Annotated in this window: 24 protein-coding genes and 1 pseudogene; 3 read left to right on the forward strand and 22 right to left on the reverse strand. The window is 29.0% G+C overall.

Translation table 11 applies throughout. From position 1 onward, the window contains the following. Positions 1-8: 8 nt before the first annotated feature. From M2214_RS10920 to M2214_RS11025, 22 genes and pseudogenes are all read right to left on the reverse strand, one after another. Positions 9-803 carry an ABC transporter permease gene (locus M2214_RS10920; RefSeq protein WP_248484831.1) on the reverse strand — a complete coding sequence of 265 codons (795 nt, stop codon included), beginning with the start codon at positions 801-803 and terminating at the stop codon, positions 9-11. Further along, entirely contained in the window at positions 803-1,681 is an 879-nt protein-coding gene (locus tag M2214_RS10925; protein ID WP_248477745.1) for an ABC transporter permease, read from the reverse strand. The genes M2214_RS10920 and M2214_RS10925 overlap by 1 nt, the downstream gene beginning before the upstream one ends. After that, entirely contained in the window at positions 1,665-2,876 is a 1,212-nt protein-coding gene (locus M2214_RS10930; protein WP_248477760.1) for an ABC transporter substrate-binding protein, read from the reverse strand. The genes M2214_RS10925 and M2214_RS10930 overlap by 17 nt, the downstream gene beginning before the upstream one ends. Positions 2,877-2,879: 3 nt before the next feature. Beyond that, positions 2,880-3,731: a (Fe-S)-binding protein gene (locus M2214_RS10935; protein ID WP_248477762.1), complete on the reverse strand. Its 852-nt coding sequence runs from the start codon at positions 3,729-3,731 to the stop codon at positions 2,880-2,882. A gap of 258 nt (positions 3,732-3,989) precedes the next feature. Then, positions 3,990-6,620 carry a pyruvate, phosphate dikinase gene (gene ppdK, locus M2214_RS10940; protein ID WP_256466674.1) on the reverse strand — a complete coding sequence of 877 codons (2,631 nt, stop codon included), beginning with the start codon at positions 6,618-6,620 and terminating at the stop codon, positions 3,990-3,992. Positions 6,621-6,697: 77 nt separating this feature from the next. Next, on the reverse strand, positions 6,698-7,534 hold the full coding sequence (locus M2214_RS10945; RefSeq protein ID WP_248477764.1) for a pyruvate, water dikinase regulatory protein: 837 nt from the start codon (positions 7,532-7,534) through the stop codon (positions 6,698-6,700). A gap of 11 nt (positions 7,535-7,545) precedes the next feature. Next, a complete protein-coding gene (locus tag M2214_RS10950; protein WP_248477766.1) occupies positions 7,546-8,184 on the reverse strand; it encodes a helix-turn-helix transcriptional regulator in 639 nt (212 codons plus the stop codon). A gap of 208 nt (positions 8,185-8,392) precedes the next feature. Further along, entirely contained in the window at positions 8,393-10,462 is a 2,070-nt protein-coding gene (gene glyS / locus M2214_RS10955; RefSeq protein WP_248477768.1) for a glycine--tRNA ligase subunit beta, read from the reverse strand. Between the two features lies 1 nt (position 10,463). Beyond that, positions 10,464-11,342, reverse strand: a complete 879-nt coding sequence (gene glyQ / locus M2214_RS10960) for a glycine--tRNA ligase subunit alpha (RefSeq protein WP_248477770.1) — start codon at positions 11,340-11,342, stop codon at positions 10,464-10,466. Between the two features lie 99 nt (positions 11,343-11,441). Then, positions 11,442-11,990: a DUF4342 domain-containing protein gene (locus M2214_RS10965; protein WP_248477772.1), complete on the reverse strand. Its 549-nt coding sequence runs from the start codon at positions 11,988-11,990 to the stop codon at positions 11,442-11,444. A 12-nt stretch (positions 11,991-12,002) separates the two neighbouring features. Next, complete coding sequence (gene recO, locus M2214_RS10970) at positions 12,003-12,749, reverse strand: DNA repair protein RecO (protein WP_248477780.1); 747 nt, start codon at positions 12,747-12,749, stop codon at positions 12,003-12,005. Continuing rightward, positions 12,709-12,870, reverse strand: coding sequence for a hypothetical protein (locus M2214_RS10975; protein WP_248477781.1), 162 nt, complete (start codon positions 12,868-12,870; stop codon positions 12,709-12,711). Before M2214_RS10975 ends, recO begins: the two co-directional genes overlap by 41 nt. Positions 12,871-12,948: 78 nt before the next feature. Next, positions 12,949-14,331: a magnesium transporter gene (gene mgtE / locus M2214_RS10980; RefSeq protein ID WP_248477798.1), complete on the reverse strand. Its 1,383-nt coding sequence runs from the start codon at positions 14,329-14,331 to the stop codon at positions 12,949-12,951. A gap of 40 nt (positions 14,332-14,371) precedes the next feature. Beyond that, a complete protein-coding gene (era, locus tag M2214_RS10985; protein ID WP_248477822.1) occupies positions 14,372-15,265 on the reverse strand; it encodes a GTPase Era in 894 nt (297 codons plus the stop codon). A 12-nt stretch (positions 15,266-15,277) separates the two neighbouring features. After that, positions 15,278-15,700 carry a cytidine deaminase gene (locus tag M2214_RS10990; RefSeq protein WP_408648327.1) on the reverse strand — a complete coding sequence of 141 codons (423 nt, stop codon included), beginning with the start codon at positions 15,698-15,700 and terminating at the stop codon, positions 15,278-15,280. Beyond that, a complete protein-coding gene (locus tag M2214_RS10995) occupies positions 15,687-16,295 on the reverse strand; it encodes a DUF502 domain-containing protein (RefSeq protein WP_248477827.1) in 609 nt (202 codons plus the stop codon). The genes M2214_RS10990 and M2214_RS10995 overlap by 14 nt, the downstream gene beginning before the upstream one ends. A 283-nt stretch (positions 16,296-16,578) precedes the next feature. Then, positions 16,579-17,281, reverse strand: a pseudogene (locus M2214_RS11000) (diacylglycerol kinase). Between the two features lies 1 nt (position 17,282). Beyond that, positions 17,283-17,744, reverse strand: a complete 462-nt coding sequence (gene ybeY / locus M2214_RS11005) for an rRNA maturation RNase YbeY (RefSeq protein WP_248477836.1) — start codon at positions 17,742-17,744, stop codon at positions 17,283-17,285. Then, positions 17,745-19,769: an HD family phosphohydrolase gene (locus tag M2214_RS11010; protein WP_248477838.1), complete on the reverse strand. Its 2,025-nt coding sequence runs from the start codon at positions 19,767-19,769 to the stop codon at positions 17,745-17,747. 15 nt (positions 19,770-19,784) lie between these two features. Next, complete coding sequence (locus M2214_RS11015; RefSeq protein WP_408648328.1) at positions 19,785-20,780, reverse strand: PhoH family protein; 996 nt, start codon at positions 20,778-20,780, stop codon at positions 19,785-19,787. Next, positions 20,746-21,921: a sporulation protein YqfD gene (yqfD, locus tag M2214_RS11020; RefSeq protein WP_248477842.1), complete on the reverse strand. Its 1,176-nt coding sequence runs from the start codon at positions 21,919-21,921 to the stop codon at positions 20,746-20,748. Before yqfD ends, M2214_RS11015 begins: the two co-directional genes overlap by 35 nt. A gap of 13 nt (positions 21,922-21,934) precedes the next feature. Further along, positions 21,935-22,171 carry a YabP/YqfC family sporulation protein gene (locus tag M2214_RS11025; protein ID WP_248477844.1) on the reverse strand — a complete coding sequence of 79 codons (237 nt, stop codon included), beginning with the start codon at positions 22,169-22,171 and terminating at the stop codon, positions 21,935-21,937. Between the two features lie 237 nt (positions 22,172-22,408). Here M2214_RS11025 and M2214_RS11030 point away from each other — a divergent pair, with 237 nt between their 5' ends. The 3 genes from M2214_RS11030 (at position 22,409) to M2214_RS11040 (ending at position 25,327) form a co-directional block, all read left to right on the forward strand. Then, positions 22,409-22,783 (forward strand): class II SORL domain-containing protein, encoded by a 375-nt coding sequence (locus tag M2214_RS11030; protein WP_248477853.1) that lies wholly within the window; start codon positions 22,409-22,411, stop codon positions 22,781-22,783. 243 nt (positions 22,784-23,026) lie between these two features. Then, on the forward strand, positions 23,027-24,493 hold the full coding sequence (locus M2214_RS11035) for a BCCT family transporter (protein ID WP_248477862.1): 1,467 nt from the start codon (positions 23,027-23,029) through the stop codon (positions 24,491-24,493). A gap of 78 nt (positions 24,494-24,571) precedes the next feature. Next, positions 24,572-25,327, forward strand: a complete 756-nt coding sequence (locus tag M2214_RS11040) for a TSUP family transporter (RefSeq protein ID WP_248477864.1) — start codon at positions 24,572-24,574, stop codon at positions 25,325-25,327. Positions 25,328-25,472: the final 145 nt, after the last annotated feature.

Raw genomic sequence — 25,472 nt, forward strand, 5'->3', positions numbered from 1 at the left:
TGTCTGTATCACAGTGAATCATAATATCTTTTTAAATAATATTCCATAATACCAAGTGTAGATAAACATATAAATGCAAATATTATCGCATATACACATCCTATAGTTTTTTCTCCAGAATTAATATACGGAATCATATTAGTTGAAAGAGTCTGTATCTGTCCTCCTCCTATTAGAATAGTAGTTATATATTGACTAAAAGATATCAATGCCGTTAGGCTAGAACCAGCTATAATACCAGGAAGTAAAAAATATATTTTCACATTGATAAGAGTCTTTAATTTACTTGCTCCAAGCATTTGGCACTGCTGTTCCCATTCAAATCCAAAATTTTCGAAACTGATTTTAATAGCCCTTATCATATACGGTAGAGTCGGTATTATATGTACTAAAATTACTCCCCATATGCTTTCTGTTAGATTCATTCTTATAAAAGCTTTGTGTATTCCCATAGTAGATATTATTGGAGGTATAACAATAGGCATAATCAAAAAAAACTCGATTGTCTTTTTATATTTAAAATCATACCTAGCTATTGCATCTGCTGCTGGAATTGCTACTATTAAATTTATAACAACTACAATTAAAGCTATTTTTAAACTCATAAATATAACATCTAATGAATTACTATTTAGTAAAACATATTTCCATCCTTCAGTACTTAGATTCTTAGGAATTATATCAGGCCAGACCCATCCATTAGAAAAGCTCATAAAAATAATAAAAATAATTTGAACTAGGGAAAATAATATTAATAAGGATAATATTATTAATGATACCTTCTCCCCATATTTGACCTTCATCACTTTATCTTCCTCCATTTTTGCATACTTAAACGATTAAAAATATATCCAATTCCTATTATAACTAATACTGCAATTATATTTATAGCAAAAGCTTTAGGTCTTTCAATCAAATCTGAATTCATATATATTTGATATGAATAGACGGAGATCATTTTTGGATAGGTAACTCCTAATAAAAAAGGAATTTCAAATTCAGCAAAAGTGTATGAAAATATTATAAAACACGATATCTTTAGGGGATTAATCAACATCTTTAATATAACTTTTTTAAAAAGCTCATTTCTACTTCCACCTAGCATATATGCTAATTCTAACCAATTTGATTCAACCTTTAAAATAACAGGGTATAGCATTAGAACTATAAAAGGAGTGGTTTTTAATACATATGTTAATATTATTCCTATGCCAAACTCATCATTTACTATCACAGGAAATTCATTAATACTATTTATTATCCCTAATTTTAAAAAAACAGAACTTATCCATCCACTTCTATTGAATATAAGTAATATAATATATGAATACACTAAGTACGGAAATAACATAGGTATTTGAATTAAAAGTTTGAATTTGGATGTAAATTTATAAAATACTCCAGTCTTTAGTATATACAATAAATATACTATACAAGTTCCTCCTAATGCAGATAATACTGTCGATATTATAGCTACTTTCAGTGTCATAAAAAATGACACCCAAAATTCTGTAGACATAAACAGTTCTTTATAATACACAAAAGTAATACCACCCATATTATAAATAGATGGTATTCCTAAGCTTTGTATAAACCCTTGTATTAATCCCGATACAAACAATACAATAGTTACTATTATTGCTGGTAATAATAATAAATATGGCCTAGTTTTTTGATACATTTTCGATCCAGCCTTTTTCTATTTGATCTATATACGTAGCCTTCATTTCTGGAATTTTATATTTTCTAATTTCATTTAAAAATTCTAACTTATTTTCTTTATAAATATCATCTATTTTCAATTTATCTTCATCTGAAAGTTTATCATATGATATAGCAAGTCCATCTCCCCAATTGCTAGGATTTAATTTTTGTATCTGAGCTCTAGGTGATAGTAAGAAATCTATAACTACCATGGCTCCTGCTTTATTAGAAGCATTAAATGGTACACTCAAGTAGTGAGTATTAGACAGCGTTCCATCATTTAATACGAACACATCTGTTGATTCTTTAAACTCTCCATTTTGTACTTTGTTAAATGCATGAAGTGGATTATAAGACATACTCATCAACACTTCTGAATTTGAATATAGCATGTCAAGTTTAGCACTGCTTTCAGGATATGTTTCCCCTTTTCTCCATAAATATGGTTTTATTTCATTCATATAATTCCACATACTATTTAAATCTTTATCTTCTACATAATCTTTCTTGAATAAATCCATATAAGTTTGGCGTATAAACGCACTTCCTGTGAAATCTGGTACTGATGGATATGTAAATTTTCCAGGATTTTGTTTTATCCAATTAGTTAGTTCATTTATATCCTTAGGCGGATTTTTTATGGCATTAGAATCATATATAAATACAAATTGAGATTTTCCAAAAGGAACTTCCATTCCCATAGTATCTTCTCCAAAATCATACTTAATATCATCTGCTTCTTTATTAACATATTGATTATAATTTGGAAGCTTATCCGCAAACGGTCCCCAAAGTAGACTATTTTCATTTGCTAATTTGAAGTTTTCTCCATTCATCCATATTATATCTATGCTTCCATTTGATTTTTCTACTTCTTTTTCTGTAATTAGTTTATTTATCATATCTTTTGGATCGTTTATAGCAACTCTATTTAAATTAATATTTAATTCTTCTTTTACCAATGGCTTGACCCAATTATCCATGTATTCATTTACTGATGGATCTCCAGCCCACATATATATATTAACAGTTTCACCGTCAGCCTCTTTAGCAATATCTTCCCATTTCATTTCAAGTAAATTAAATGATTCCTTTTTATCTTTACTCGCACATCCAGATAACGCACTAAAACTAATTAATATTACAAGTATAATTGATATTATTTTTCTCATAAGTTACTCTCCTTTATTAGTATTTTTTAATTGTTCAATATATGTTTTACACTTATACCTATTCATCCATTTCTGTAAGTAATTAACGCCCATTTGGTCAAACTTTGAATTTATATTATCATTAAATATTAAATCTAATATATGAATACTGTTTTTACCCGCTGTTTTCATAGATTTAACGCAAGACTCACAATATGTAAGTATATAATCCGAGTTAGCTTCATTAGCTCTTTTTCTCATATGATTTAATGCTAGCTCTTTATTTTGTATACTTAATTTACCTCCACAACACGAAGTTCTTTCTCTACTATTATTAAACTCTTCTATCTTTATACCCATTTCACTTAATACATCTCTAACATTTTCATGAATACTATTTTCTTTTCTTATAGGACACGGATCATGCAAAGCAAATACTTTATCTAAATCTTTATATTTCTTCTTAATATCATCTGGTATACCAATATCGTTTATAGATTCCCAAATAGATTTAACCTCAATACCAGGGCTATTTTCTTTTATAGTCTTATGACAGGTTTGACATGCTGTTATTATCTCTTTCACCTTCATATTCTCTATTTCTTCTTGTAATTGTGAATAATATGATTTAAAACCCTCTTTATCTCCTGATATTTTAGAAGGAGCAGCACAACATTTTAAAATAATACCTGTATTTCCTAGATTGTCATTTAAGTATTTATACGTTTTCATTACTATTTGAGGACTATAATCCGTTAGGCTACACCCTGGAATAAAAGCCTTTACATTATCTTCATTATAGCCACTTGACGCAGTAAAAAGTTTTGAAAAACTTGATAATTGATGTAATTTAACTCCTACATTCCTCTTTTTCATAGTCAATTCACCCTTTGAGTTTAAATTAAGTTTCGCTTTACGTACAATTTAAAAATAATATAATTTATTAAATATATATAAGACTCTTCTTAATTAAGAAGAGTCTTATATATCAAATTAAAGTATATCATATATAAATATCGTTTAACTATATAAAATTTATATACAATATAGATTAACTATTATTTTTTTTTATAATGTGTTTCTTGTATATTATAAAAGGCCTTAATATCTTATATATTAAGACCTTCTAGTTTATTAAGCCATGGCTAATTTTTCTTTTAATGCTGCTTGAGCTGCTGCAAGTCTAGCAATTGGTACTCTATAAGGAGAACAAGATACATAGTTAAGTCCTATATTGTGACAGAACTCTACAGAAGCAGGTTCTCCTCCATGTTCTCCGCATATACCAAGTTTTATATCTTCCCTTGTCTCTCTTCCAAGTTTTGATGCCATTTTAACTAGTTTTCCAACACCATTTTTATCTAATACTTGGAATGGATCTTTTTCAAATATTTCTTTCGATTCATATTCTACTAGGAATTTATTTGCATCATCTCTAGAGAATCCATATGTCATTTGAGTTAAGTCATTAGTTCCAAAACTAAAGAACTGAGCTTCTTTTGCTATTTCATCAGCAGTAAGTGCTGCTCTTGGAACTTCTATCATAGTTCCAACCATATATTTCATATCTACTTTTGACTCACTTAAAACCTCTTCTACTACATTTACAACAAATTCTTTTATATATTTAAGCTCATTTACATCTCCAATAAGAGGTATCATAATCTCTGGCGCTACATCAAATCCTTTATTTTTAGCCTGAATTGCACCCTCCATTATAGCTCTTGCTTGCATCATATATATTTCAGGGTAAGTTACTGCAAGACGGCATCCTCTGTGTCCAAGCATAGGGTTAAACTCTTCTAAGTCCTCAATTCTCTTTTCTATATCTTCATAAGATATATTCATATCATCAGCTAAGTTCTTTATATCTTCTTCTTTCTTAGGTAAGAATTCATGAAGAGGAGGATCTAAAAGTCTTATAGTTGTATCTCTTCCTTCCATAGCTTCAAATATTTGTGCAAAGTCTTCTCTTTGCATAGGAAGTAATTTTTCTAAAGCCTCTTGTCTTTCATCAACAGTCTTAGATAAAATCATCTTTCTAACAACAGGTATTCTATCTTCTTCAAAGAACATATGCTCAGTTCTACAAAGACCTATACCCTCAGCTCCAAATTTTACAGCAGTCTTAGCATCCTTCGGAGTATCGGCATTAGTTCTTACCTTAAGAACTCTTACCTCGTCTACCCAATCCATAAACTCTTCAAATTTACCTACAAGTTCAACCTCATTTTTAGGTATATTTCCTATATAAACGCTACCAGTTGATCCATCAAGAGATATATATTCTCCTTCTTTTATAACAAGGTCTTTCACTCTAAGTTCCTTTTTCTCTTCACTAACTTTTATATCCGAACAACCAGCCACACAACACTTACCCATACCTCTTGCAACAACAGCTGCATGTGATGTCATTCCACCTCTTGCAGTAAGTATACCCTCACTTGATACCATTCCCTCTATATCTTCTGGTGATGTTTCAAGTCTAACAAGGATAGCTTTTTCTCCATTTTCATTAGCAGCAACAACATCATTTGCATTAAAGTATACTTTTCCAGATGCTGCACCAGGAGAAGCCGGAAGTCCTTTTGATATAAGAGTTGCTTCTTTTAATGCTTTATCTTCGAAATTAGGATGTAAAAGTTGATCTAGTTGTTTAGCATCTATTCTCATTATAGCTTCTTTTTTAGTTATTAATCCTTCACCTACCATATCAACTGCTATATTTATAGCAGCCTTTGCTGTACGCTTTCCATTTCTAGTTTGTAGAATATATAAATTTTCATTCTCTATAGTAAACTCTATATCTTGCATATCTTTGTAGTGATTTTCAAGTACTCCAGTTATATTTTCGAACTTATTGTATATATCAGGCATAATATTTTTCAGACTAGCTATCGGTTCAGGCGTTCTAATACCTGCAACAACATCTTCACCTTGAGCATCTACCAAATACTCTCCAAATAAAACATTTTCGCCAGTAGATGGGTTTCTCGTAAATGCAACTCCTGTACCCGATGTTTGCCCCATATTTCCAAATACCATAGATTGTATATTTACAGCAGTTCCTAGCTTATGAGGTATATCATTTAACTTTCTATATATATCTGCTCTAGGATTGTTCCATGAATCAAATACAGCCTTTACAGCTAATATTAATTGTTCCTTAGGGTCAGATGGAAACTCTTGTCTTAATTCACTCTTATATATATTCTTAAATTCTTTAACTATATCTTTTAAATCATCAACAGTAAGTTCAGTATCATATTTATATCCTTTTGATTCTTTTACATTATCCAATACTCTTTCAAACTTGTATTTTTGAATTCCCATAACAACATCTGAAAACATTTGAATAAATCTTCTATAACTATCATAAGCAAATCTTTCATTGTTAGTCTTTTTAGAAAGTGCTTGTACAGCTATATCGTTAAGTCCTAAGTTAAGTATAGTATCCATCATCCCAGGCATAGATATAACAGCACCTGATCTTACTGAAAGAAGAAGCGGATTTTCATTATCTCCTAATTTTTTATCTAAAGTTTTTTCTAATTTTGAAAGATTATCCATTATTTCATCTAAAAGTTCATCCCAAATCTTTTTATCTTTCGCGTAGTAAGTATTACAAGCATCTGTTGTAATTGTAAATCCCGGAGGAACAGGTAGCCCAATTTTAGTCATTTCAGCTAAATTAGCTCCTTTTCCACCTAATAGATTTTTCATTTCCTTTGAACCTTCGTTAAAGCTGTATACAAATTTCCCCACGTTTTACACTCTCCCTTTAATATAGACTTTAATATTATTTAATTGGCTTATATTTTAGTATTTAACATTATTTTGTATTAGTTATTAAGAAACCCCTTATACACTCTCAGACCATTTTCTTTCATTATGTTTATAATAAGTCCTGCAGTTTCTTCAATGGCTTTATTTGACACATCTATTATTGGGCATCCTAATTTTTTCATTATAGTTTCTGCATATTCAATTTCTTCTAGTATTCTTTGCATATTTGCATAATTAGCATTGCCAGATAGACCTAATGCCTTTAATCTCTCTTGTCTTATCTGATTTAACTTTTCTGGAGTATTAGTAAGACCTATTATTTTCTTGTTAGATATTTCAAATAATTCCTTAGGAACTGGAACTTCAGGAACTAAAGGTACATTAGCTACCTTTATATTTTTATTTGCAAGGTACATACTTAGAGGAGTTTTAGAAGTTCTAGATATACCTACTAACACTAGATCTGACTTTATAAGTCCTCTTGAATCTTTTCCATCATCATACTTTACAGCAAATTCTATAGCCTCTACTCTTTTAAAATACTTTTCATCAAGCTTTCTTATTATTCCAGGTTCTCTTAATGGATCTGAATCTGTTCTTAATCTTATAGCATTTACAAGAGGATTTATTAAATCTAATCCAGGTATATTATTTTCCTCACAAAATTCTAATGTACGATTTGCAAGTTCTAAATCCACAAGTGTATAAACTATTATAGAGTTTTGATGCTTTGCATCATTTAATATTTCATTTAGAAATTGCTTATCCAGCACATATGGATATTTTCTTATCTCATAGTTTTTTAAATTAAATTGCCCTATAGAAGCTTTGGCTACTTGTTCTCCTGTTTCCCCTAAGGAATCGGATATTATATATATAACTAAATTTTCCATAATACACTCCTTTATTTTTCAAATAACTCTAAAAATAATTTTGTTATATTGGTTTTAGATATTCTACCAACAACTTTGTAATATTCTTTATCATCTTTTGATTCTTTTTTTACTACAGGTACTGAATCTACCTCATGCTCTATTATCTTTTTTACTGCCTTAATTACAGTGTCTTCTTCTTTGCACATGATAACATTTGGCATTCTAGTCATAATCATACCTACTGGTATTTTATTTATATCAATTCCACCTATAGTGCTTTTAAGTAAATCTTTTCTAGATACTACACCCGATAAGTGGCCATCATTTATTATATATATACTTCCTACATCTTCTAAAAACATAGTAACAATAGCGTTATATACTGTAGTTTCTTCTGTAAGCATAACGGGTATGCTCATTATTTCACTAACTTTTTTATTCTTTAATTCCTCTGATATCATATTATTTTGATTTATTCCAGAATAGAAATAACCAACCTTTGGTCTTGCATCTAATATCCCTGTCATAGTAAGTATTGCAAGATCTGGTCTTAAAGTTGCTCTTGTCACATTTAACATTGATGCTATATTTTCACTAGTTATAGGCTGATGCTCTTTAACTATATCTATTATCTTAATTTGTCTATCGTTAAGTTGTATATTAAACACCTCTTTTCTTTTAATGTGATATACTTAATATCACCCGTTCCTTATATAGTATATTATATATACTTATTTGTTATATGTAAATAACAAAATTAAATTTAAGGAAAAAATTTTCGTCATAGTTGATATTTCAATACTTTCATCAATATTATCTACAAAATTGTATAATTCCTTAGTGTATAAAAAAGTCGGGAATTCATCCCGACTATTTTTATTTATATACTATTTTTGAAAGGTCACATATTAAAAGCATAGTATCATATACTTGTTTTAATAAAGCTAATCTATTATTTTTAATATTTTCATCTTTGTCCATAATCATTACAGTATCAAATAGATTGTCAATAGGACTTTTAAGTACAGTGAATTCGTCTAAAGCCTTAGAATATTCTTTTTTATCTATAGATGATTTAACAGCATCTTTTACTTTTTTAAACTCATCATATAAAACTTTTTCTTCATTAGCTTGTAGATATTCTTCTTTTATTTCGCTTGACTCAGCTTTTTGAGCTAAAGTAGATACTCTATTGAAAGCAGTTAATATTTCTATTATTTCATCTCTGTTTATCCACATATTAAGCTCTTTTGCTCTATTGTACATATCAGATACATCATCTATATGAGAGCTAATAACAGCATCTATAACATCATATCTTATACCCATTTCACTGAATATATTTTTTATTCTTTGATTAAAGAATTCTAATATTTCTAGACTAACTTTTTCTTTATCAAATTCTAAGTTTTCATAATTCACTAAAGCATAATCGATTATACTTTTTAGGCTCACATTAATCTTTTTATCCATTAATATATTAATTATACCTAGAGCCTGTCTTCTCAGAGCATATGGATCTTGAGATCCTGTAGGCTGTATTCCTATTGCAAAAAATCCTGCTATTGAATCCATCTTATCGGCTATGGCTATAACAGTTCCAGGATTAGTAGTAGGTAGTATATCACCCGAGAATCTAGGAAGATAGTGTTCGAATATAGCATCAGCTACTATATCATTCTCACCAGACACCTTAGCATACTCCCTTCCCATAACACCTTGAAGCTCTGTAAACTCAAATACCATATTAGTAACCAAATCAGCCTTACATATTTTTGCAGCTCTTATAGTATTGTCTATTTCTTGTTCATATCCAAATTCTGAAGCTAGTTTTTTAGATAATTCCTCTATTCTTGAAGTCTTATCATATATAGTTCCTAATTGTTCTTGGAATACTACATTTTTAAGCTTTTCTATATATTTTTCAAGCTCAATTTTAGTATCTTCTTTATAGAAGAATTGTGCATCAGCAAGTCTTGCTTCTAAAACTTTTTCATTTCCCTTTTTAACATTTTCAATTTTATAATCAGTACCGTTTCTAACGGTTATAAAGTTAGGTAATAATTCTTTATCTTCTTTTAGTACAGGGAAATATCTTTGATGCTCCTTCATAGGCGTTATTAAAACTTCCTTTGGAAGTTTTAAATAGTCTTTTTCAAATTCTCCATAAAAGGCAGTTGGATATTCAAGTAAATAAGTAACCTCATTTAATAAATCTTCATCCATTAGAACTTGTCCATTTAATGAATTTGCAACTTCTATACATTGCTTTCTTATAATTTCTTTTCTTTCATTTTGATCAAGTATTACATAATTTTTTCTAAGTTCATCTAAATACTCATCAACTGAATTTACAGTTATACTTTCTTTTCCTAAGAATCTATGTCCTCTTGTAATATTAGATGATTTTATTCCCTCTATTTCAAAATCAAGTACCTCTCCATTGTATATAGATACTATCCATCTAATAGGTCTTGTAAATCTTAATTGTTTACCGCCCCACTTCATAGCTTTTGGGTAATTTATAGATTTTATCAAATCAGGAAGAATATTCTTTAATACATCTTCTGTATTTTTTCCTTCTTCTTTTAATTTAGCGAATATGTATTCTTCCTTACCTGCAACCTTAAAATATAGATCCTCTACATTTAATCCTTTACTTCTCATAAAACCTTGAAGAGGTTTTGTGGGTTCATTATTATCATCAAAAGCTATTCTCTTTGCAGGTCCTTTTATTTCTTCTTCTAAATCATCTTGGTTATCAGCTAGACCCTCTATTATCAAAGTAAGTCTTCTTGGTGTTCCATAAGTTTTTATATCTTCAAAGTTTATTCTATTCTCATTTAAGAATTTTTTCGAATTTTCTTTTAATTGTCTTAAAGAACTATCCATAAACCTTGCAGGAATTTCTTCACATCCAATTTCAAATAAAAGATATTTGTTCATATTATTTTCCTCCTTTCTTTAAAAGAGGGTATCCCATTTCTTCTCTTTGCTTAACGTAAGTATTTGCAACCATTTTTGCCATATTTCTAACTTTTGCTATAAATGACGCTCTTTCACTTACACCAATAGCCCCTCTTGCATCCAATACATTGAATGTATGAGAACATTTTAATATATAATCATATGCTGGTTGAACTAAGCCTTTTTCTAATAATTTTTTAGCTTCTTCTTCATAAGCATTGAAGTGTTCAAACATCATATCAGTATTTCCTTCTTCAAAACTATAAACAGAATGCTCATATTCTGCCTTTTGGAATATATCTCTATAAGTTAATTCATCATTCCATTGAAGATCATAAACATCATCTTTTTCTTGAATATACATAGCAAGTCTTTCAAGCCCATAAGTAAGTTCTGCTGATTCAAGTTCACAATCTATATTACCAACTTGTTGAAAATATGTAAATTGAGTTACTTCCATACCATCAAGCCACACTTCCCAACCAAGTCCCCAAGCTCCAACAGCAGCTGCTTCCCAGTTGTCTTCTACAAATCTTATATCGTGTTCTTGCGGATTTATTCCTATAGCCTTTAAACTCTCTAAGTACAGCTCTTGTACGTTATCTGGTGATGGCTTAAGTATTACTTGAAACTGGTGATGTTGATATAATCTATTAGGATTTTCTCCATATCTTGCATCTGTCGGTCTTCTTGAAGGTTCTACATAACAAACCTTCCAAGGTTCAGGACCAAGTGATTTCAAAAATGTATAAGGGCTCATAGTTCCTGCTCCCTTTTCTACATCATAAGGATTCATTACTATACAGCCTTGCTTTGACCAATACTCTTGCAGAGAAAGTATCATATTTTGAAAATTCATTTTTTTCCCTCCTATATTTATTTAAAAAATTTAGCCTTTCGCTTTTGGCGAAAGGCTAAATCTTAAAGAATTCTAACTTTAAATTTAACAAAATAAGATTTATTTGTCAAGTTCATTACCTGTTTCCTGAGATTCTTCTTTCATTATATCATCCGTAATATCTTTATTGTCAGATTTATTAAAATTCATTTTCTCTTTTATATCATTAAATGATTCTTGTGTTTTTTCCTTTATATCATTAAATGATTCTTGTGTCATGTCATTTATATCTACAGTTTCACCATCTGTTTTTACTATTTTTATTTTATATTTCCCTACAACAGCAGCAGATACACCTACTATTGCAGCTATAGGCCCTAATACTAACCCAATTGCTCCTGCTGTTACAGGCATATTAAGTAGAACATCTCCATCTTTTTCAAGCATAACTCTAGTTATATTTCCTTTTTTAAGAATTTCCTTTAATTTTTCCATCATTTCATTACTTTTTTCGTTTATTCCCTTAAATACATTTCCTTCTTTTTTTTCAAGATAAACTAAAGCCTCTATAACATCTCCATTTGAATTTTCTAGTGCTTCTTTAGCCTTTTCATATCCTACATTCATTCTGTCCATAATTTGATCAATTTTTTCAAGTGTTATTTCCATACTATCCTCTCCTTACCCTTTTAAATTTTCAAGAAAATTTAATGATTTCAAATTTAAATTTTCTATATGAGTCATTAAATATTTTTTTAAAACATTATCTAACTGATTTAGTATATATTTTGATACCCTTATTTTGTTACATATTACTATATCATTTTTTAATATGTACTCTATTAAGTTTATGGTTGTTGGATCAATTTTTATACTATACTTATCTACATCTATACACCCATTGCATAGCATACCACCTTCTGTTATACTAAACTTTCCTTTATTTAAGTTATTATTACCACAATTTGTACATTTTAAAACACTGGGCTTATATCCTATATAATCTAAAAGTTTAAGCTCAAATATATTTGTTATTAATTGATAGTTAGCATCGTCATATGAATATAAGTACAGTGTCTTTAATAATAAATCAAACAACCTATTATTAGTTTGATTCTCAAATATATTTTGTTCAACCAATGAACTAATATAGCTAGCATGAGCTAAAGTATCTATATTATAAGATAAGTTATAGAAGCTCTGTTTTACTTCACATTGATTTAATTTATACATATTCCCATTTCTTCTAATAGAAAAATTAGAATATGAAAATACTTGTGTTCCTGATAACAATGTGCTCTTTGGTCTTCTAGCACCTTTTGCAAGTGCTGAAATTTTTCCAAGCTTTCTTGCAAATATAACTACTATAGCATCTGATTCTTCATATTTAATCGACTTCAGTACTATCCCATCTGTATTTATGAACATAATTATTTTCAATCTCCCTCACTTTATTCGATTGACACTTTAAGCTGTCATAGGACTTGACATACATATATGCATTTATGTTTCCTGTTTTTTTAAAATATTCCCATATTGATTTATTCATTTTAAAAACCCCCTTCTGTCCATTTATATTTATTTTTTGGTAAGAAGGGGGATAATATACATAATATTTTTTTTTATTTTAAGAAAATTTTAGTAAAAGAGCAGTTGTTAATGTAAAGTATATAGTAAGTCCAGTTATATCAAGCGTTGTGGAAATAAACGGAGCTGATGCAACCGCTGGGTCAACACCAAGTCTTTTAAATACAATAGGTACTAATGTACCTATTGTAGCTGCAGTTAGCATATTAGCTGCCATAGCTATGCCTACAACTACTCCTAATTTAAAGTCTCCTATCCATAAGTAAGCCACTACACATATTATAAGACTGCATATAAGCCCCACACTAAGCCCAATACTCATTTCTTGAGATATTGTCTTAACTGCATTCTTTTGGTCTATATGACCCGTCGCTAGACCTCTTACAGTCAGGGTAGATGATTGAGTTCCCACATTTCCTCCCATTCCAGTTAAAAGAGGCATAAAAAACGATACAGCTGCATACGCCTGTATTGTACTTTCGTATTTTCCAAGTATTCGAGCTGACAAAGTACCTCCAATTAATGTTATAAGTAGCCATGGAAGTCTTGCTTTTACAGCAGAAATTACTTTTGGAAAAAATTTAATATCTTCTAAGTATTCGCTCTCAGCTTCAGATGTTCCTGCAAATTTATATATATCTTCAGTTGCTTCTTCTTGTATAACGTCGATTATATCATCAACAGTTATTATACCTCTTATCTTCCCATTTATATCTGTTACAGGAATCGCTAAAAGGTCGTACTTTGATACAATATTTGCAACTTCTTCTTGATCGTCATTTACATTAACATCAATTACCTTTTCACTCATTATATCTTCTATAATAGTATTAGGTTTTGAAACAATAAGCTCTCTTAAAGAAATAACTCCTACAAGCTTATCATTCTTGTCAACTACATATACATAGTATATTGTTTCTGCATCTGGAGCATTTTCTCTTAAATACTCTATAGCTTCATAACATGTAATATCCTTACTCAAAACGACAAAGTCTGTAGTCATTATACCACCGGCAGAATCTTCATCGTATACAAGTAATTCTTTTATGTCCTGAGCTAGTTCATTATCTAAAAGATTTATTATCTCATGTCTTTTTTCCTCTGATAAATCACTTAATATATCAACCATATCATCTTGAGACATAAGATCTAGTATTCTCTTTTTATGATCTATGCTAATTTTTGATAATATAGTTGTGAACAGGTCAGAATCTAAATCATCAAGCACCTTAGCTGCAACTTCTAATGGAAGTATCTCAAATAATTTTATTTTTTTTTCTTCTTGTAAATCTACTAATATTTCCGATATATCTCGGGGATGAAGTTCCTCTATATATTCATTTAAATCTACTATTTTTTCACTGTCTATCAATGCGTTAACCTGAACTATTATTTCTTGAAATAAAATTTCATTTTTGTTCATAGATTCCACCCCCTACTTAATAAATAATATACATTATATATTATTTATTGTTGTATCCAAAATTACTTATATAATTTTCTAGATTTCTCCAATTAGATTTAACTTTAACCCAAGTTTGAAGATATACCTTAGAACCTAAAAGTTTTTGAATATCTTCTCTTGCAGACTTTCCTATTCCTTTTAGTTTTCTTCCATTTTTACCTATTATAATTCCCTTATGTGAATCTCTTTCACAGTATATAACAGCAGATATATCTATTATATTTCCACCTTCTCTTGATTTCATTTGCTCAACTTCAACTGCAACCCCATGAGGAACTTCTTCATGAACATAGTGTAGAACTTTCTCTCTTATTAGCTCAGAAATTAATACTCTTTCAGGTTGATCTGTTATCATATCATCAGGGAAATATTTAGGTCCCTGAGGTAAATGCTTATTTATAGTCTTTACTAATGAATTTAAATGACCTTCTTTTAATGCAGATATAGGCACTATTTCATCGAATATACCTTCTTCATCATATTTTTTCATAAGAAGAATTAATTCTTCTTTTTCAAGCTTATCTATTTTATTTATAACAAGTACTATAGGTGTTTTAACCTTTCTTAAGTCCTCTATAATCATTCTATCTCCAGGACCTATAGTCTTAGAATCATCAACAACAAATAAAACTACATCAACCTCATTAAGAGTATCTGTTGCAACCTTTACCATATACTCTCCCAATTTATTCTTTGGCTTATGTATTCCAGGTGTATCTAAAAAGACTATTTGAAAATCTTCAGTAGTTAAAACTGATTGAACTTTATTTCTAGTCGTTTGAGGTTTATCACTCATTATAGCTATTTTTTCTCCAACAACTTTATTCATAATTGTAGATTTACCTACATTAGGTCTTCCAATTATACTTGCAAATCCTGATTTAAAACCCATATTATCACCTCTTTATTTTTTAAGGTCTGCTCCTGTGAAACCGTATGGAATCAATTCTTCTATAGATAATTCTCTATACTCACCTTCAGACTCTCCTAATACAACTTTAATGTCTCTTCCAAATTCTAATATAACCTGTCTACATATTCCACACGGATAAGTTTCGCCTATATTATCGCTAGTTATTGCTATTTTTTCAAACTCTCTTTCGCCTTCTGATACAGCTTTAAATATTGCTGTTCTTTCTGCACAATTAGTTCCTCCATAAGATGCACATTCTACATTGCATCCAGTAAAAACTTTGCCTGATTTAGTCAAAAGAGCTGCTCCTACATGAAATTTAGAATATGGAACATATGCATTTTCCTTAGCCTTTTCTGCGATTTTTAATAATTCTTTATTATCCATTTTAAATTCCTCCTTAGTTTTCTTTATATCCCACAATTCCACCAGAAACTATTATTTTGAGAGCATTATCAATAGATACATCTAAATAGATTATATCTTTTTTAGCTACTGCAATAAGCATTCCAGATGTAGGATTTGGAGTTGTAGGTATGAATACAAATACACTTTCTTCTCCTGTATATTCATTTATAGAAGACGGTGCATTGGTAGTTATAAATCCTATTGTATATATACCCTTTGAAGGATATTGAACTAGTACAGTACTTTTAAAACTCTCTCCTTTTTTAGTAGCAAAAGCATCAACTACTTGTTTTACCGAAGAATATATCATTCCAACCAAAGGAATTCTATGCATTACCTTTTCAAATCCATTAAATATTTTTTTACCTATTACATCTGTTGCAAAAATCCCTGTAGCAAATATTAATATTAATGTTATTACTATACCAACACCATAAAGGTGAATTCCTAATAATTTTTCAAGAGGAACTCTAAATATATAGTCTACCTTATTAAAAAGCCAAAATACCAGTGATATAGTAACAGCAATTGGAAGAATGGTAAAAATTCCCGTTATAAATACTCTTTTTATGTCTGTTTTATCAGAAATATTTTTTTTCAAAACCCCTCATCCTTTCGCTTTAACTCTGTAAATCAAAATACAGAGCATTTTCAATTATATCAAACATTTAAATTTTATCCAATATTTATTTAAAATATAGGTTATATGCAGAGTCGTTAAAAGAATGGAAGTTTTTCCATTCTTTTGCTTACAAGAAAACCATATGAATTTCAAACTATGGATAACATTGATTAAAGATCTAAACTTGCAACTATTTTGAGCAACGGAGTCCCATAGGACTCGTTGGCGACATGAGTCAATGCGTAGCAATTAGACGAATTTTTTATCCAAGACTTATTTGAAATACTAGTATAGTCGTTAGTATTCCCAATATAGCTCCAAATACAACTTCTATCCCACTATGAATTTCTCCTTCTATCCTGCTTTGTGCAACAAGTAAAGCTAATATATATGTAAGAGTTGATACTAATATTTCCTCAGAAATAAATGTAACTGCAGTTGCAACGGAAAATGCAAGTGCCGCATGTCCACTTGGCATACCACCCTTTAAATAAGTCCCTTTTTTTTGTTATTGCTTTAACTACAACTACTAATATGAGAACTATTACTATTCCTATAACAGTTATATGCATCTCCGATTTTCTTATTTTATTCAAAACAATATTTGAAAAAGGGTTTATTCTATCAAAGAATAGTAGGTACCCTATTACAATAGAATTTAAAGATGCAATCAAAACCGCTCCTGCTGAAACATCTTTTGCAATCTTTGCAAGTTCATGGTATTCACTAGTAAACAAATCTATTGATTTTTCTATTGCTGTGTTTATCATTTCAGATATTATAACTAAAGATATAGTAAAGAACAGGATAATCATTTCATACTTAGTCAAATCAAAGAACAAGCTCAAAAACAAAACTATTATAGATATTATATAGTGTATTTTCATATTCCTCTCATTTTTGACCGTATATATTATGCCTTCTATAGCACAATTGAAAGCACTTATAAGCTTCTTAGCTCTCATATTACGCCCTCACTATCCCAAGTTTAACTAAAACAGCTTCTTCCTTTGATCTCATAATTTTTGTATTTTCATCTGTGTCATGATCATATCCCATTAAGTGAAACATGCTATGACACACTAAAAAAGCAACTTCTCTTTCATAAGAGTGATTATAATCATTACTTTGTTCTAGAGCTTTTTCCATAGATATTACAATATCTCCAAGAGCTTTTTCCTTAAGCTCTATATCAAAATCATCATCTACTATTAAGGGAAATGATAGTACATCTGTTTCTCTATCTATTCCTCTATACATTTTATTTAAATTATGTATTTCATTATTATCAACAAATGAAAGGCTTATTTCATAATCCTCATCAAAGCCTTCGTGCTTTAAGCACTCTTTAGTTACACTCTTTATAATATCTATTAATTCATCACTTACTTCTATTTTATCTTGTCTATTATCCATTATTAACTGCATTTAATTTCCTCCTTCTTTTGGGTACTCTATTCTTTGATGAAACATACCCATAATGACTTCTATAAAAGCTTCTTTTATTAGATCTAATTCTTTTAGTGTCAAGTTGCTTTTATCAAACTGTCCATCATTTAATTTACCTTTAACTATTTTTTCTATCATATCTTCAATTTTTTCTTTACTAGGTTCTTTTATACTTCTAATAGCAGCTTCCACGGAGTCTGCCATCATTATTACAGCTGCTTCCTTACTTTGAGGTTCTGGACCTTTATACCTAAAGTCCTCTTCTTTTATATCCATTCCCATTTCTTTAGCCTTGTAATAAAAATAAGCAACTGATGTTGTCCCATGATGTTCTCTTATTATATTTATTATTTCTTTAGGCAATTTATATTTTCGAGCAAGCTCTACTCCATAGCTTACATGTTCTTTAATTATCTTTGTACTCATTGTAGGAGATATCTTATCATGAGGATTATCAGTAGTTATTTGGTTTTCTTTAAAAAAATACGGCTTTGATAGTTTTCCCATATCATGATAATATGAAGCTACTCTTGCAAATAAGGAATTTGCTTCTATTTTATCGCAAGCTCTTTCTGCTAAATTCCCAACTATTATACTGTGATGGTATGTCCCAGGTGTTTCTATTAGCATCCTTTTTAATATTTCATTATTTGCACTTGATAGTTCTAATAATTTAATGCTTGTTAGTATATCAAAATAATGTTCCCATAGAGGTAAACTACCAACTACGAAAATAGATGAAATTATACCTGATAGTAGTGATAGTAACGAATTTATAAAAGGTTCTTTTAAGCTTGTCGTAGTTATAAATTCTAGTGACATTACAAGCAATAAATTTAAAAGTCCTATTTTAAATCCTGTAATTATTATATTTCTTCTTTGAGCTATTTCAAGATTAGCAAAAGAGCCAAAAGTTCCAGAAACTAATGATATCAATAATATGTTTATATCACCCGTAGCTATATAAAGCATTATAGATATAATCAAATTCGATATTATAGCTATATTAGTATTTAAAAGTATGCTTATTAGCATACTAGCTCCAGCAACAGGTATTATGTATAAAGATATTTTACTAAGAGTCATACTAATGAGCATAGTAGTAGAAATAATCAATATTATAAGCAATAGTTTCTTTTCATTTTTTAATGTATTTTTATCAAAAACGTTTATGTATAACACTCCTAGAGCTTCAAGTATTATTATAATAAGTATTAGACCTATTACAACAAAGAAATCTTCTTTACCTTTTTTTTCAACAAGTCCTATACTTTGTAAGAGTGCTAGTTTTTCTTGAGTTACAATATCTCCCTTGGATATTATATTTTCATTTTTTGGTATTATAACCTTTTCAACAGATAACTTTGCTTGTTCTGTTTTTTCTTGTGTTTTTTCTAAGTCCAAAAACTTATTAGGTCTTATATAACTATCTATTATCTCTATACTTAACAGCTTTTCATTTTGATTGAATGTTTTTATTTCTTCAAAAAACTCTGATATATTCTCTTTTTGATACTCTACTTCTTCTTTAGTGATACCCGTACTCATTATTTGATTTATTATTTCAAATATGTAATTTTTTAATTTTTCAAATCTAGCTTTGTCCATATTAAGAGCTAACTCTATAGATTTATTAGATATTGTCGGATATTTTTTCTGTATGTTTTCTAGTTTTTGCTTTGAGTTTAATTGTTCGTCATTATCAACATCATCACTATCGGAATTATTAATTTCATTTATATCAGAAAAGAACTTTTCTATATCTGATTTTATCTCTGCCTGAACTGTTGGGTTGATTTTATAAACAGGTTGGACCTGCTGAACAGCTTTATCGATAAGTTTTTGTGTTTCTATCTTGTTTTCTATATCTTTTGTTGCTTTTATATCTTCTTGAGCTCTTTGTCCTACTTTTAATTCGTACTTCTGAGGAGCTAAAAATGTGAATAATACTATAAAATTAATTATAAAAAACAAAAGAGCAAGGGAAAATTTCTTAAATTTCATTTTTCCCTCTCCTTTCTAATTTTTATTTTTCTTTTTGTTATTTTTTTTATATTCTTGTTTTTTCTCATATTTGCTATATGCTTTTATTATCCTTTGAACAAGTTCATGTCTTACAACATCTTTTTCTGTCAATTCACAAATAGATATTCCTTTTACATCTTTTAACACTTCTTTTGCATGTAAAAGTCCAGATTTTTTATTGCTTGGAATATCCGTTTGAGTAATATCTCCTGTTACTACAGCCCTTGATCCAAATCCAAGCCTAGTTAAAAACATCTTCATCTGCTCAGGAGTTGTATTTTGTGCTTCATCAAGTATGATAAATGCATTGTCCAGTGTTCTCCCTCTCATAAACGCAAGAGGCGCTATTTCTATTATACCTCTCTCCATATACCTATTAAATTTTTCAGATCCAAGTATCTCAAACAAAGCATCATATAAAGGTCTTAGGTACGGATCGACTTTGTCTTTTAAATCCCCAGGTAAAAATCCCAACGTCTCTCCGGCCTCAACTGCTGGTCTTGTTAAAACGATTCTATTGACTTCATCTTTTTTTAAAGATCTAGCTGCCATGGCAACAGCTAAATACGTTTTACCCGTACCAGCAGGACCTATTCCAAATGTGATATTATTTTCTTTTATTAAATTAATATACTTCTTCTGTCCAAGGGTTTTTGGTTGTATAGGCTTTGACTTTACAGTAAAAGCAATAATATCATCAGATAATTCTTGCATTTTCTCCTCACTACCCTCAAATAATAAATTTATACAGTAAGATATATTTTGATTATTTAGTTCATTTCCCTTTTCAACCATAAGTTCTAACTCTTTAATAAGCCTTTTACCAAGTTCTACATTGTTTTCTTCACCGATTAAAACTATGCTCCCGTCTCTTAAAACTATATCAACATTAATGCGATCTTCTATGATTTTTATATTTTTGTCAAGATTTCCAAATAATTGTTTTGAAAATTCATCATTCTCTATCTGTATCTTGCAATTTATCATCAGTATAACTTCCTCCTTCTACTTGTTCATACTTACCTATATCTTCTAAGGTTTGTATTATAACAGTGAATTTCAAGATATTCTTCTCTACACTGTAATTTTCATTTTTATCTATTATTCTTGCCTGTACTGGTAATAAATAATCCATTTTTTTTATAGCTTTTGATTTAAGAGTAGTTTTGATATCATCCAAATCCTTATCATTCTTCTTTATATTAACTTCATAAAAAGTATCCACCTGAACTTGCACTGGAAATTCAAAATTTTTATATTGTATCTTAAAATTTTTTGTTTTAACATCGTATTCTTTATACGGAATGCTTTTATTCGTTATAAATTCCTTGTCATATAACTTGATCTTAAACATTTTTTTATTTTTGCCAGTTCTATATTTACTTTTATTTGTATATTCTACTTTTTCTGTTATTTCATAAAAAGTTCTTGCCCATACTTCTCCCTTAGCTGTAAGATTTCCACCAGCTATTAATACATCTCCTGCTTTAACTATATCGCCTTTTTTAATCAATGCTTCTCCACTTCTTGGTATTACTTTCTCTATTATACCATCTTTTTTGGCAATTATATTACAATTTATTTTACTATTTTCTTTAGGCTCCTCAGCTTTTTTTACTATATCTACAAAAGCACTAGTTCCTTTTATGTTTATAGATATATAAGCAACAGAATTAAATTTATACAATATGCTATCTCTTATATCCTTTTTATCTATTATATATTTATTAGTTCCAGGCTTAAGTCCGCATTCATAAAGTTCTCTTCTTAATGCTTTTTTATCTATACCTTCTGGACAGTCTATGTACACATTTGTTATAAATGTTGTTAAGAACAATAATATAAGAACAGATAAAACCCCTCCAAATAAAAGAGTCTTTCTTTTATAAACCTTTTTCATAAAAAACGGAATCCCAACCGACCTCTTAATCTTTAAATTATAGTTAGATTTTCTATAGATACTTATAAGCTCTTTAACATCATCTTTGTATACATAGGCTTCTATTTTTGTTTCAGATATCCTTTTTATATTAAATATATAGATTCTATTTTTAGCCAAATTATTTATAAATTTCTCTAAATTTAGCCCTTCTATAGTTATAACACAAAATCCTTTAATATATTGCCACAACTTTTATGCCCCCTTAAACCCAATATTCAACAGAGTATATTTTTCCTTCAACGCATAAATCATCTTCAGTTATATATTTTATAATAAGGTTTTCTCCTTCTATCTTTAATACATTTACCTTTGTATTAACTTTTATCATCTGTTTAGAATACTCCATCACACTTATATAATTTTCTATATTAATACATTTATTACTAATGGTAGTAACCCTTGGCAGATCAATTTGTAAATCATTAGGCAAGTTAACCATTATCACACCTCCCCTTATATAATTTTATGAGAGCTATATTATTTAATTCCTAATTTTCAACTTATATTTTTTATTATCATATACAGTCTAATTTTCATATATATATAAGGATGAATATAATTCCTAATGAATAAACAAAAATAATATTCTCTATAAAATATTGTGTTTAAATTCATTAATAAAGGGAATATATATAATATATTGAAATTAATAAATTTAAAAGGGAGGTTTTTATAAATGAAAAGCTTAAAAGAATTTTTACAAACTGGAGATTTTAAAGGGGAAAAGCATGTACCTGTTATACATTTACCTGAAAACATAGAAAAAGATAAAGAATTTGATTTGAGAGTTTCTGTAGGAGATGAAATAAAACACCCTAATACTTTAGATCACCATATAGGTTGGATTAAAGTATTCTTTAAGGGTGAAAATGATAAATTCCCTGTTGAGATAGCTAATTTTAACTTTTCAGCGCACGGCGAATCAAACAACTCAACTGAACCAGTTGGAATTACAAGTGTAAAACTTGGTAAATCTGGTACTATACACGCCCTTAGCTACTGTAATATACATGGTCTTTGGGAAAACAGCAAATGCATAGAAGTTAAATAAAATATATAAAAAAGAATCCAGAATATTAATATTCTGGATTCTTTTTTATATAAGGAAATTCTTAATTATTTCAAAATATCACCTTATTTGACAAGTTACAACCCTTATGATAACATTAAGTTGTTGCATCAGATATTCAATAGATTGTTTCAAGATTTATTAATATGATATTTAAATAAAAACAATTAAATTAATTGTTTTTATTTTTTTGTGTAAATAAGAAAATATTAAAGAGGTGGTTATTTGTTTTTAAGCAAGAAAGATAACAAAGTATTTATAATTTCAATAATTTTAGTAATATCAATAGTTTTATGCTGTCTTATTATTCCTAATTCATTTAGTACTATAGCAAATAAAGCTTTGACTTTTTTAGTAGATGAATTTGGATGGCTTTATTTAATAAGTATGACTTTGTTTTTAATCTTTAGCATAATGCTTGCATTCAGCAAGTATGGAAATATAAAATTAGGAGATGACAATTCAAAACCAGAATATAGCTATGTATCTTGGTTTGCTATGTTATTTAGTGCAGGTATGGGAATCGGTCTTGTATTTTGGGGAGTTGCCGAACCTCTTAATCATTATGTAGCTCCTCTAGGAGTTGATAGTGGATCTGAGTTAGCTAAAAGGTTCGCTATTAAAAAATCATTCATGCACTGGGGACTTCACCCTTGGGCCGTATACAGTATATTAGCTCTATCACTTGCATATATACAATTCAGAAAAAAATATCCTTGTTTAATAAGTAATCTATTTATCCCATTCTTCGGAAAAGATGTTTCTACTAAAAAAATTGGTAAGTCAATAGATGTTCTAGCAATCTTTGCTACTATAGGAGGTGCTGCTACTTCTCTAGGCCTCGGAACTCTTCAAATAAACAGTGGCCTTAACTATTTATTCAACATACCAGAAAATTCTATGATACAAACTATAATTATATTAATAGTTACAGTTTTATTCATAATATCAGCTGTTGGTGGAGTTGATAGGGGGATAAAAATACTATCTAACTTAAATGTATTAATGGCAATTGTTTTACTTTTATTGTCTATGGTAATAGGACCCACACTTGATATACTAAATTCATTTTTTATAGGTTTAAAAGATTATTCTATAGATCTTATCCTCGAAATAAATCCATTCGAAAAACCCGATTGGTATAAATCTTGGACAATATTTTATTGGGCTTGGTGGATATCATGGGCTCCATTCGTCGGAACTTTTATAGCTAGAATTTCAAAAGGAAGAACAATAAGAGAATTTATAATAGGAGTTTTATTAGTTCCTTCAATAGTTTCATTTTTATGGTTCTCAACGTTTGGTACTATGGCTACAAATTTAGGATTAGCTATAGCAAACAGTGCTGTTTCAAAAACTTCAACTGCATTTTTCATAATTATGAATAACTACCCATTAGGAAGCTCAATATCTATAGTAGCTATAATACTTCTTTGTACATTTTTCGTTACATCAGCAGATTCAGCTACATTTGTATTAGGTATGATGTCTTCTAATGGTAACTTAAACCCAAACAACAAAACAAAGATAACATGGGGAATATTACAGTCATTATTAGCCCTGTCTTTACTTTTATCAGGAGGCCTTAGTATGCTTCAGACTATATCTATAGTTGCAGCATTTCCATTTATATTTGTGATATTATCATCTATATTATGCTTGATTAAGTTTTTAAGTCAAGAAAATATTTAAAAATGTTAACCTATTTTTTAATGTCATTATTTTTAATATATGCTACAATTAATTGATATTAATTAAGTAGGTGATAAAATGATTTTCAAATTATTATTCTTATGCTTCTCAGGTTTCTTGGCTGCATTTGTCGATTCAATAGCTGGTGGTGGAGGACTTATAAGTATTCCTGCATTTTTAATAGCGGGCATTCCCCCTCACTTAGCACTTGGAACAAATAAATTTTGTTCTACAACAGCATCATTTACCAGCAGTTTAAAATTTGCTAAATCTGGTAAGGTGAATTTTTCTATATTAAAATATCTTATACCATTCACTTTAATAGGAGCTATATTCGGAGTTAACACAGTTCTTATGATAGACCAAAGTAAACTTCAATCATTAGTTTTAATAATGATATTGTTCGTGGGATTATACAGTTTATTCTCAAAATCAATAGGAAAAGAAGATATGTTTACTGGACTTAATAAAAAAAATCTTATATTAGGAATATTACTCTGTTTTAGTCTTGGATTTTATGATGGTTTTTTTGGCCCAGGTACTGGTTCATTTTTAATATTTGGACTTATAAGTGTTTTTGGATTTGATTTTACAAAAGCTGCAGGAAATGCAAGAGTTTTAAATTTTACAAGTAATATTACAGCTCTATTAATATTTGCTTTTAACTCTCAAATAAATTATTACTATGGTATTCCAGTAGCTATGTGCATGATTATGGGTGCAAAGTTTGGTACAAAGCTTGCCCTAGATAAAGGGACAAAGCTTATAAAGCCTATATTTGTAACTATGTCATTAGCAGTAGCTGGTAAGATGATACTGGATATTATTAATTAAAATAACTATATAAATATGGTCAAAACCAACAAGGAACAAAGCATAATGCTTTGTTCTTTTTATTATCATAATTATATTTATTAATGCTTATTAACAAATATAATTATTGTGTATAAAATAATAGTATATACTCTAATATTATATG

Source organism: Tepidibacter aestuarii, assembly GCF_934924865.1.
Lineage (GTDB): Bacteria > Bacillota > Clostridia > Peptostreptococcales > Peptostreptococcaceae > Tepidibacter_A > Tepidibacter_A aestuarii.

Excerpts from the sequence above, each read along its gene's own strand:
- M2214_RS10920 (WP_248484831.1), bottom strand. The coding sequence starts at position 803 with ATGAAGGTCAAATATGGGGAGAAGGTATCATTAATAATATTATCCTTA.
- M2214_RS10925 (WP_248477745.1), bottom strand. The coding sequence starts at position 1,681 with ATGTATCAAAAAACTAGGCCATATTTATTATTATTACCAGCAATAATA.
- M2214_RS10930 (WP_248477760.1), bottom strand. The coding sequence starts at position 2,876 with ATGAGAAAAATAATATCAATTATACTTGTAATATTAATTAGTTTTAGT.
- M2214_RS10935 (WP_248477762.1), bottom strand. The coding sequence starts at position 3,731 with ATGAAAAAGAGGAATGTAGGAGTTAAATTACATCAATTATCAAGTTTT.
- M2214_RS10945 (WP_248477764.1), bottom strand. The coding sequence starts at position 7,534 with ATGGAAAATTTAGTTATATATATAATATCCGATTCCTTAGGGGAAACA.
- glyS (WP_248477768.1), bottom strand. The coding sequence starts at position 10,462 with ATGAACAAATATCTTTTATTTGAAATTGGATGTGAAGAAATTCCTGCA.
- glyQ (WP_248477770.1), bottom strand. The coding sequence starts at position 11,342 with ATGAATTTTCAAAATATGATACTTTCTCTGCAAGAGTATTGGTCAAAG.
- M2214_RS10965 (WP_248477772.1), bottom strand. The coding sequence starts at position 11,990 with ATGGAAATAACACTTGAAAAAATTGATCAAATTATGGACAGAATGAAT.
- recO (WP_248477780.1), bottom strand. The coding sequence starts at position 12,749 with ATGTTCATAAATACAGATGGGATAGTACTGAAGTCGATTAAATATGAA.
- M2214_RS10975 (WP_248477781.1), bottom strand. The coding sequence starts at position 12,870 with ATGAATAAATCAATATGGGAATATTTTAAAAAAACAGGAAACATAAAT.
- mgtE (WP_248477798.1), bottom strand. The coding sequence starts at position 14,331 with ATGAACAAAAATGAAATTTTATTTCAAGAAATAATAGTTCAGGTTAAC.
- era (WP_248477822.1), bottom strand. The coding sequence starts at position 15,265 with ATGGGTTTTAAATCAGGATTTGCAAGTATAATTGGAAGACCTAATGTA.
- ybeY (WP_248477836.1), bottom strand. The coding sequence starts at position 17,744 with ATGCAGTTAATAATGGATAATAGACAAGATAAAATAGAAGTAAGTGAT.
- M2214_RS11010 (WP_248477838.1), bottom strand. The coding sequence starts at position 19,769 with ATGAAATTTAAGAAATTTTCCCTTGCTCTTTTGTTTTTTATAATTAAT.
- M2214_RS11025 (WP_248477844.1), bottom strand. The coding sequence starts at position 22,171 with ATGGTTAACTTGCCTAATGATTTACAAATTGATCTGCCAAGGGTTACT.
- M2214_RS11030 (WP_248477853.1), top strand. The coding sequence starts at position 22,409 with ATGAAAAGCTTAAAAGAATTTTTACAAACTGGAGATTTTAAAGGGGAA.
- M2214_RS11040 (WP_248477864.1), top strand. The coding sequence starts at position 24,572 with ATGATTTTCAAATTATTATTCTTATGCTTCTCAGGTTTCTTGGCTGCA.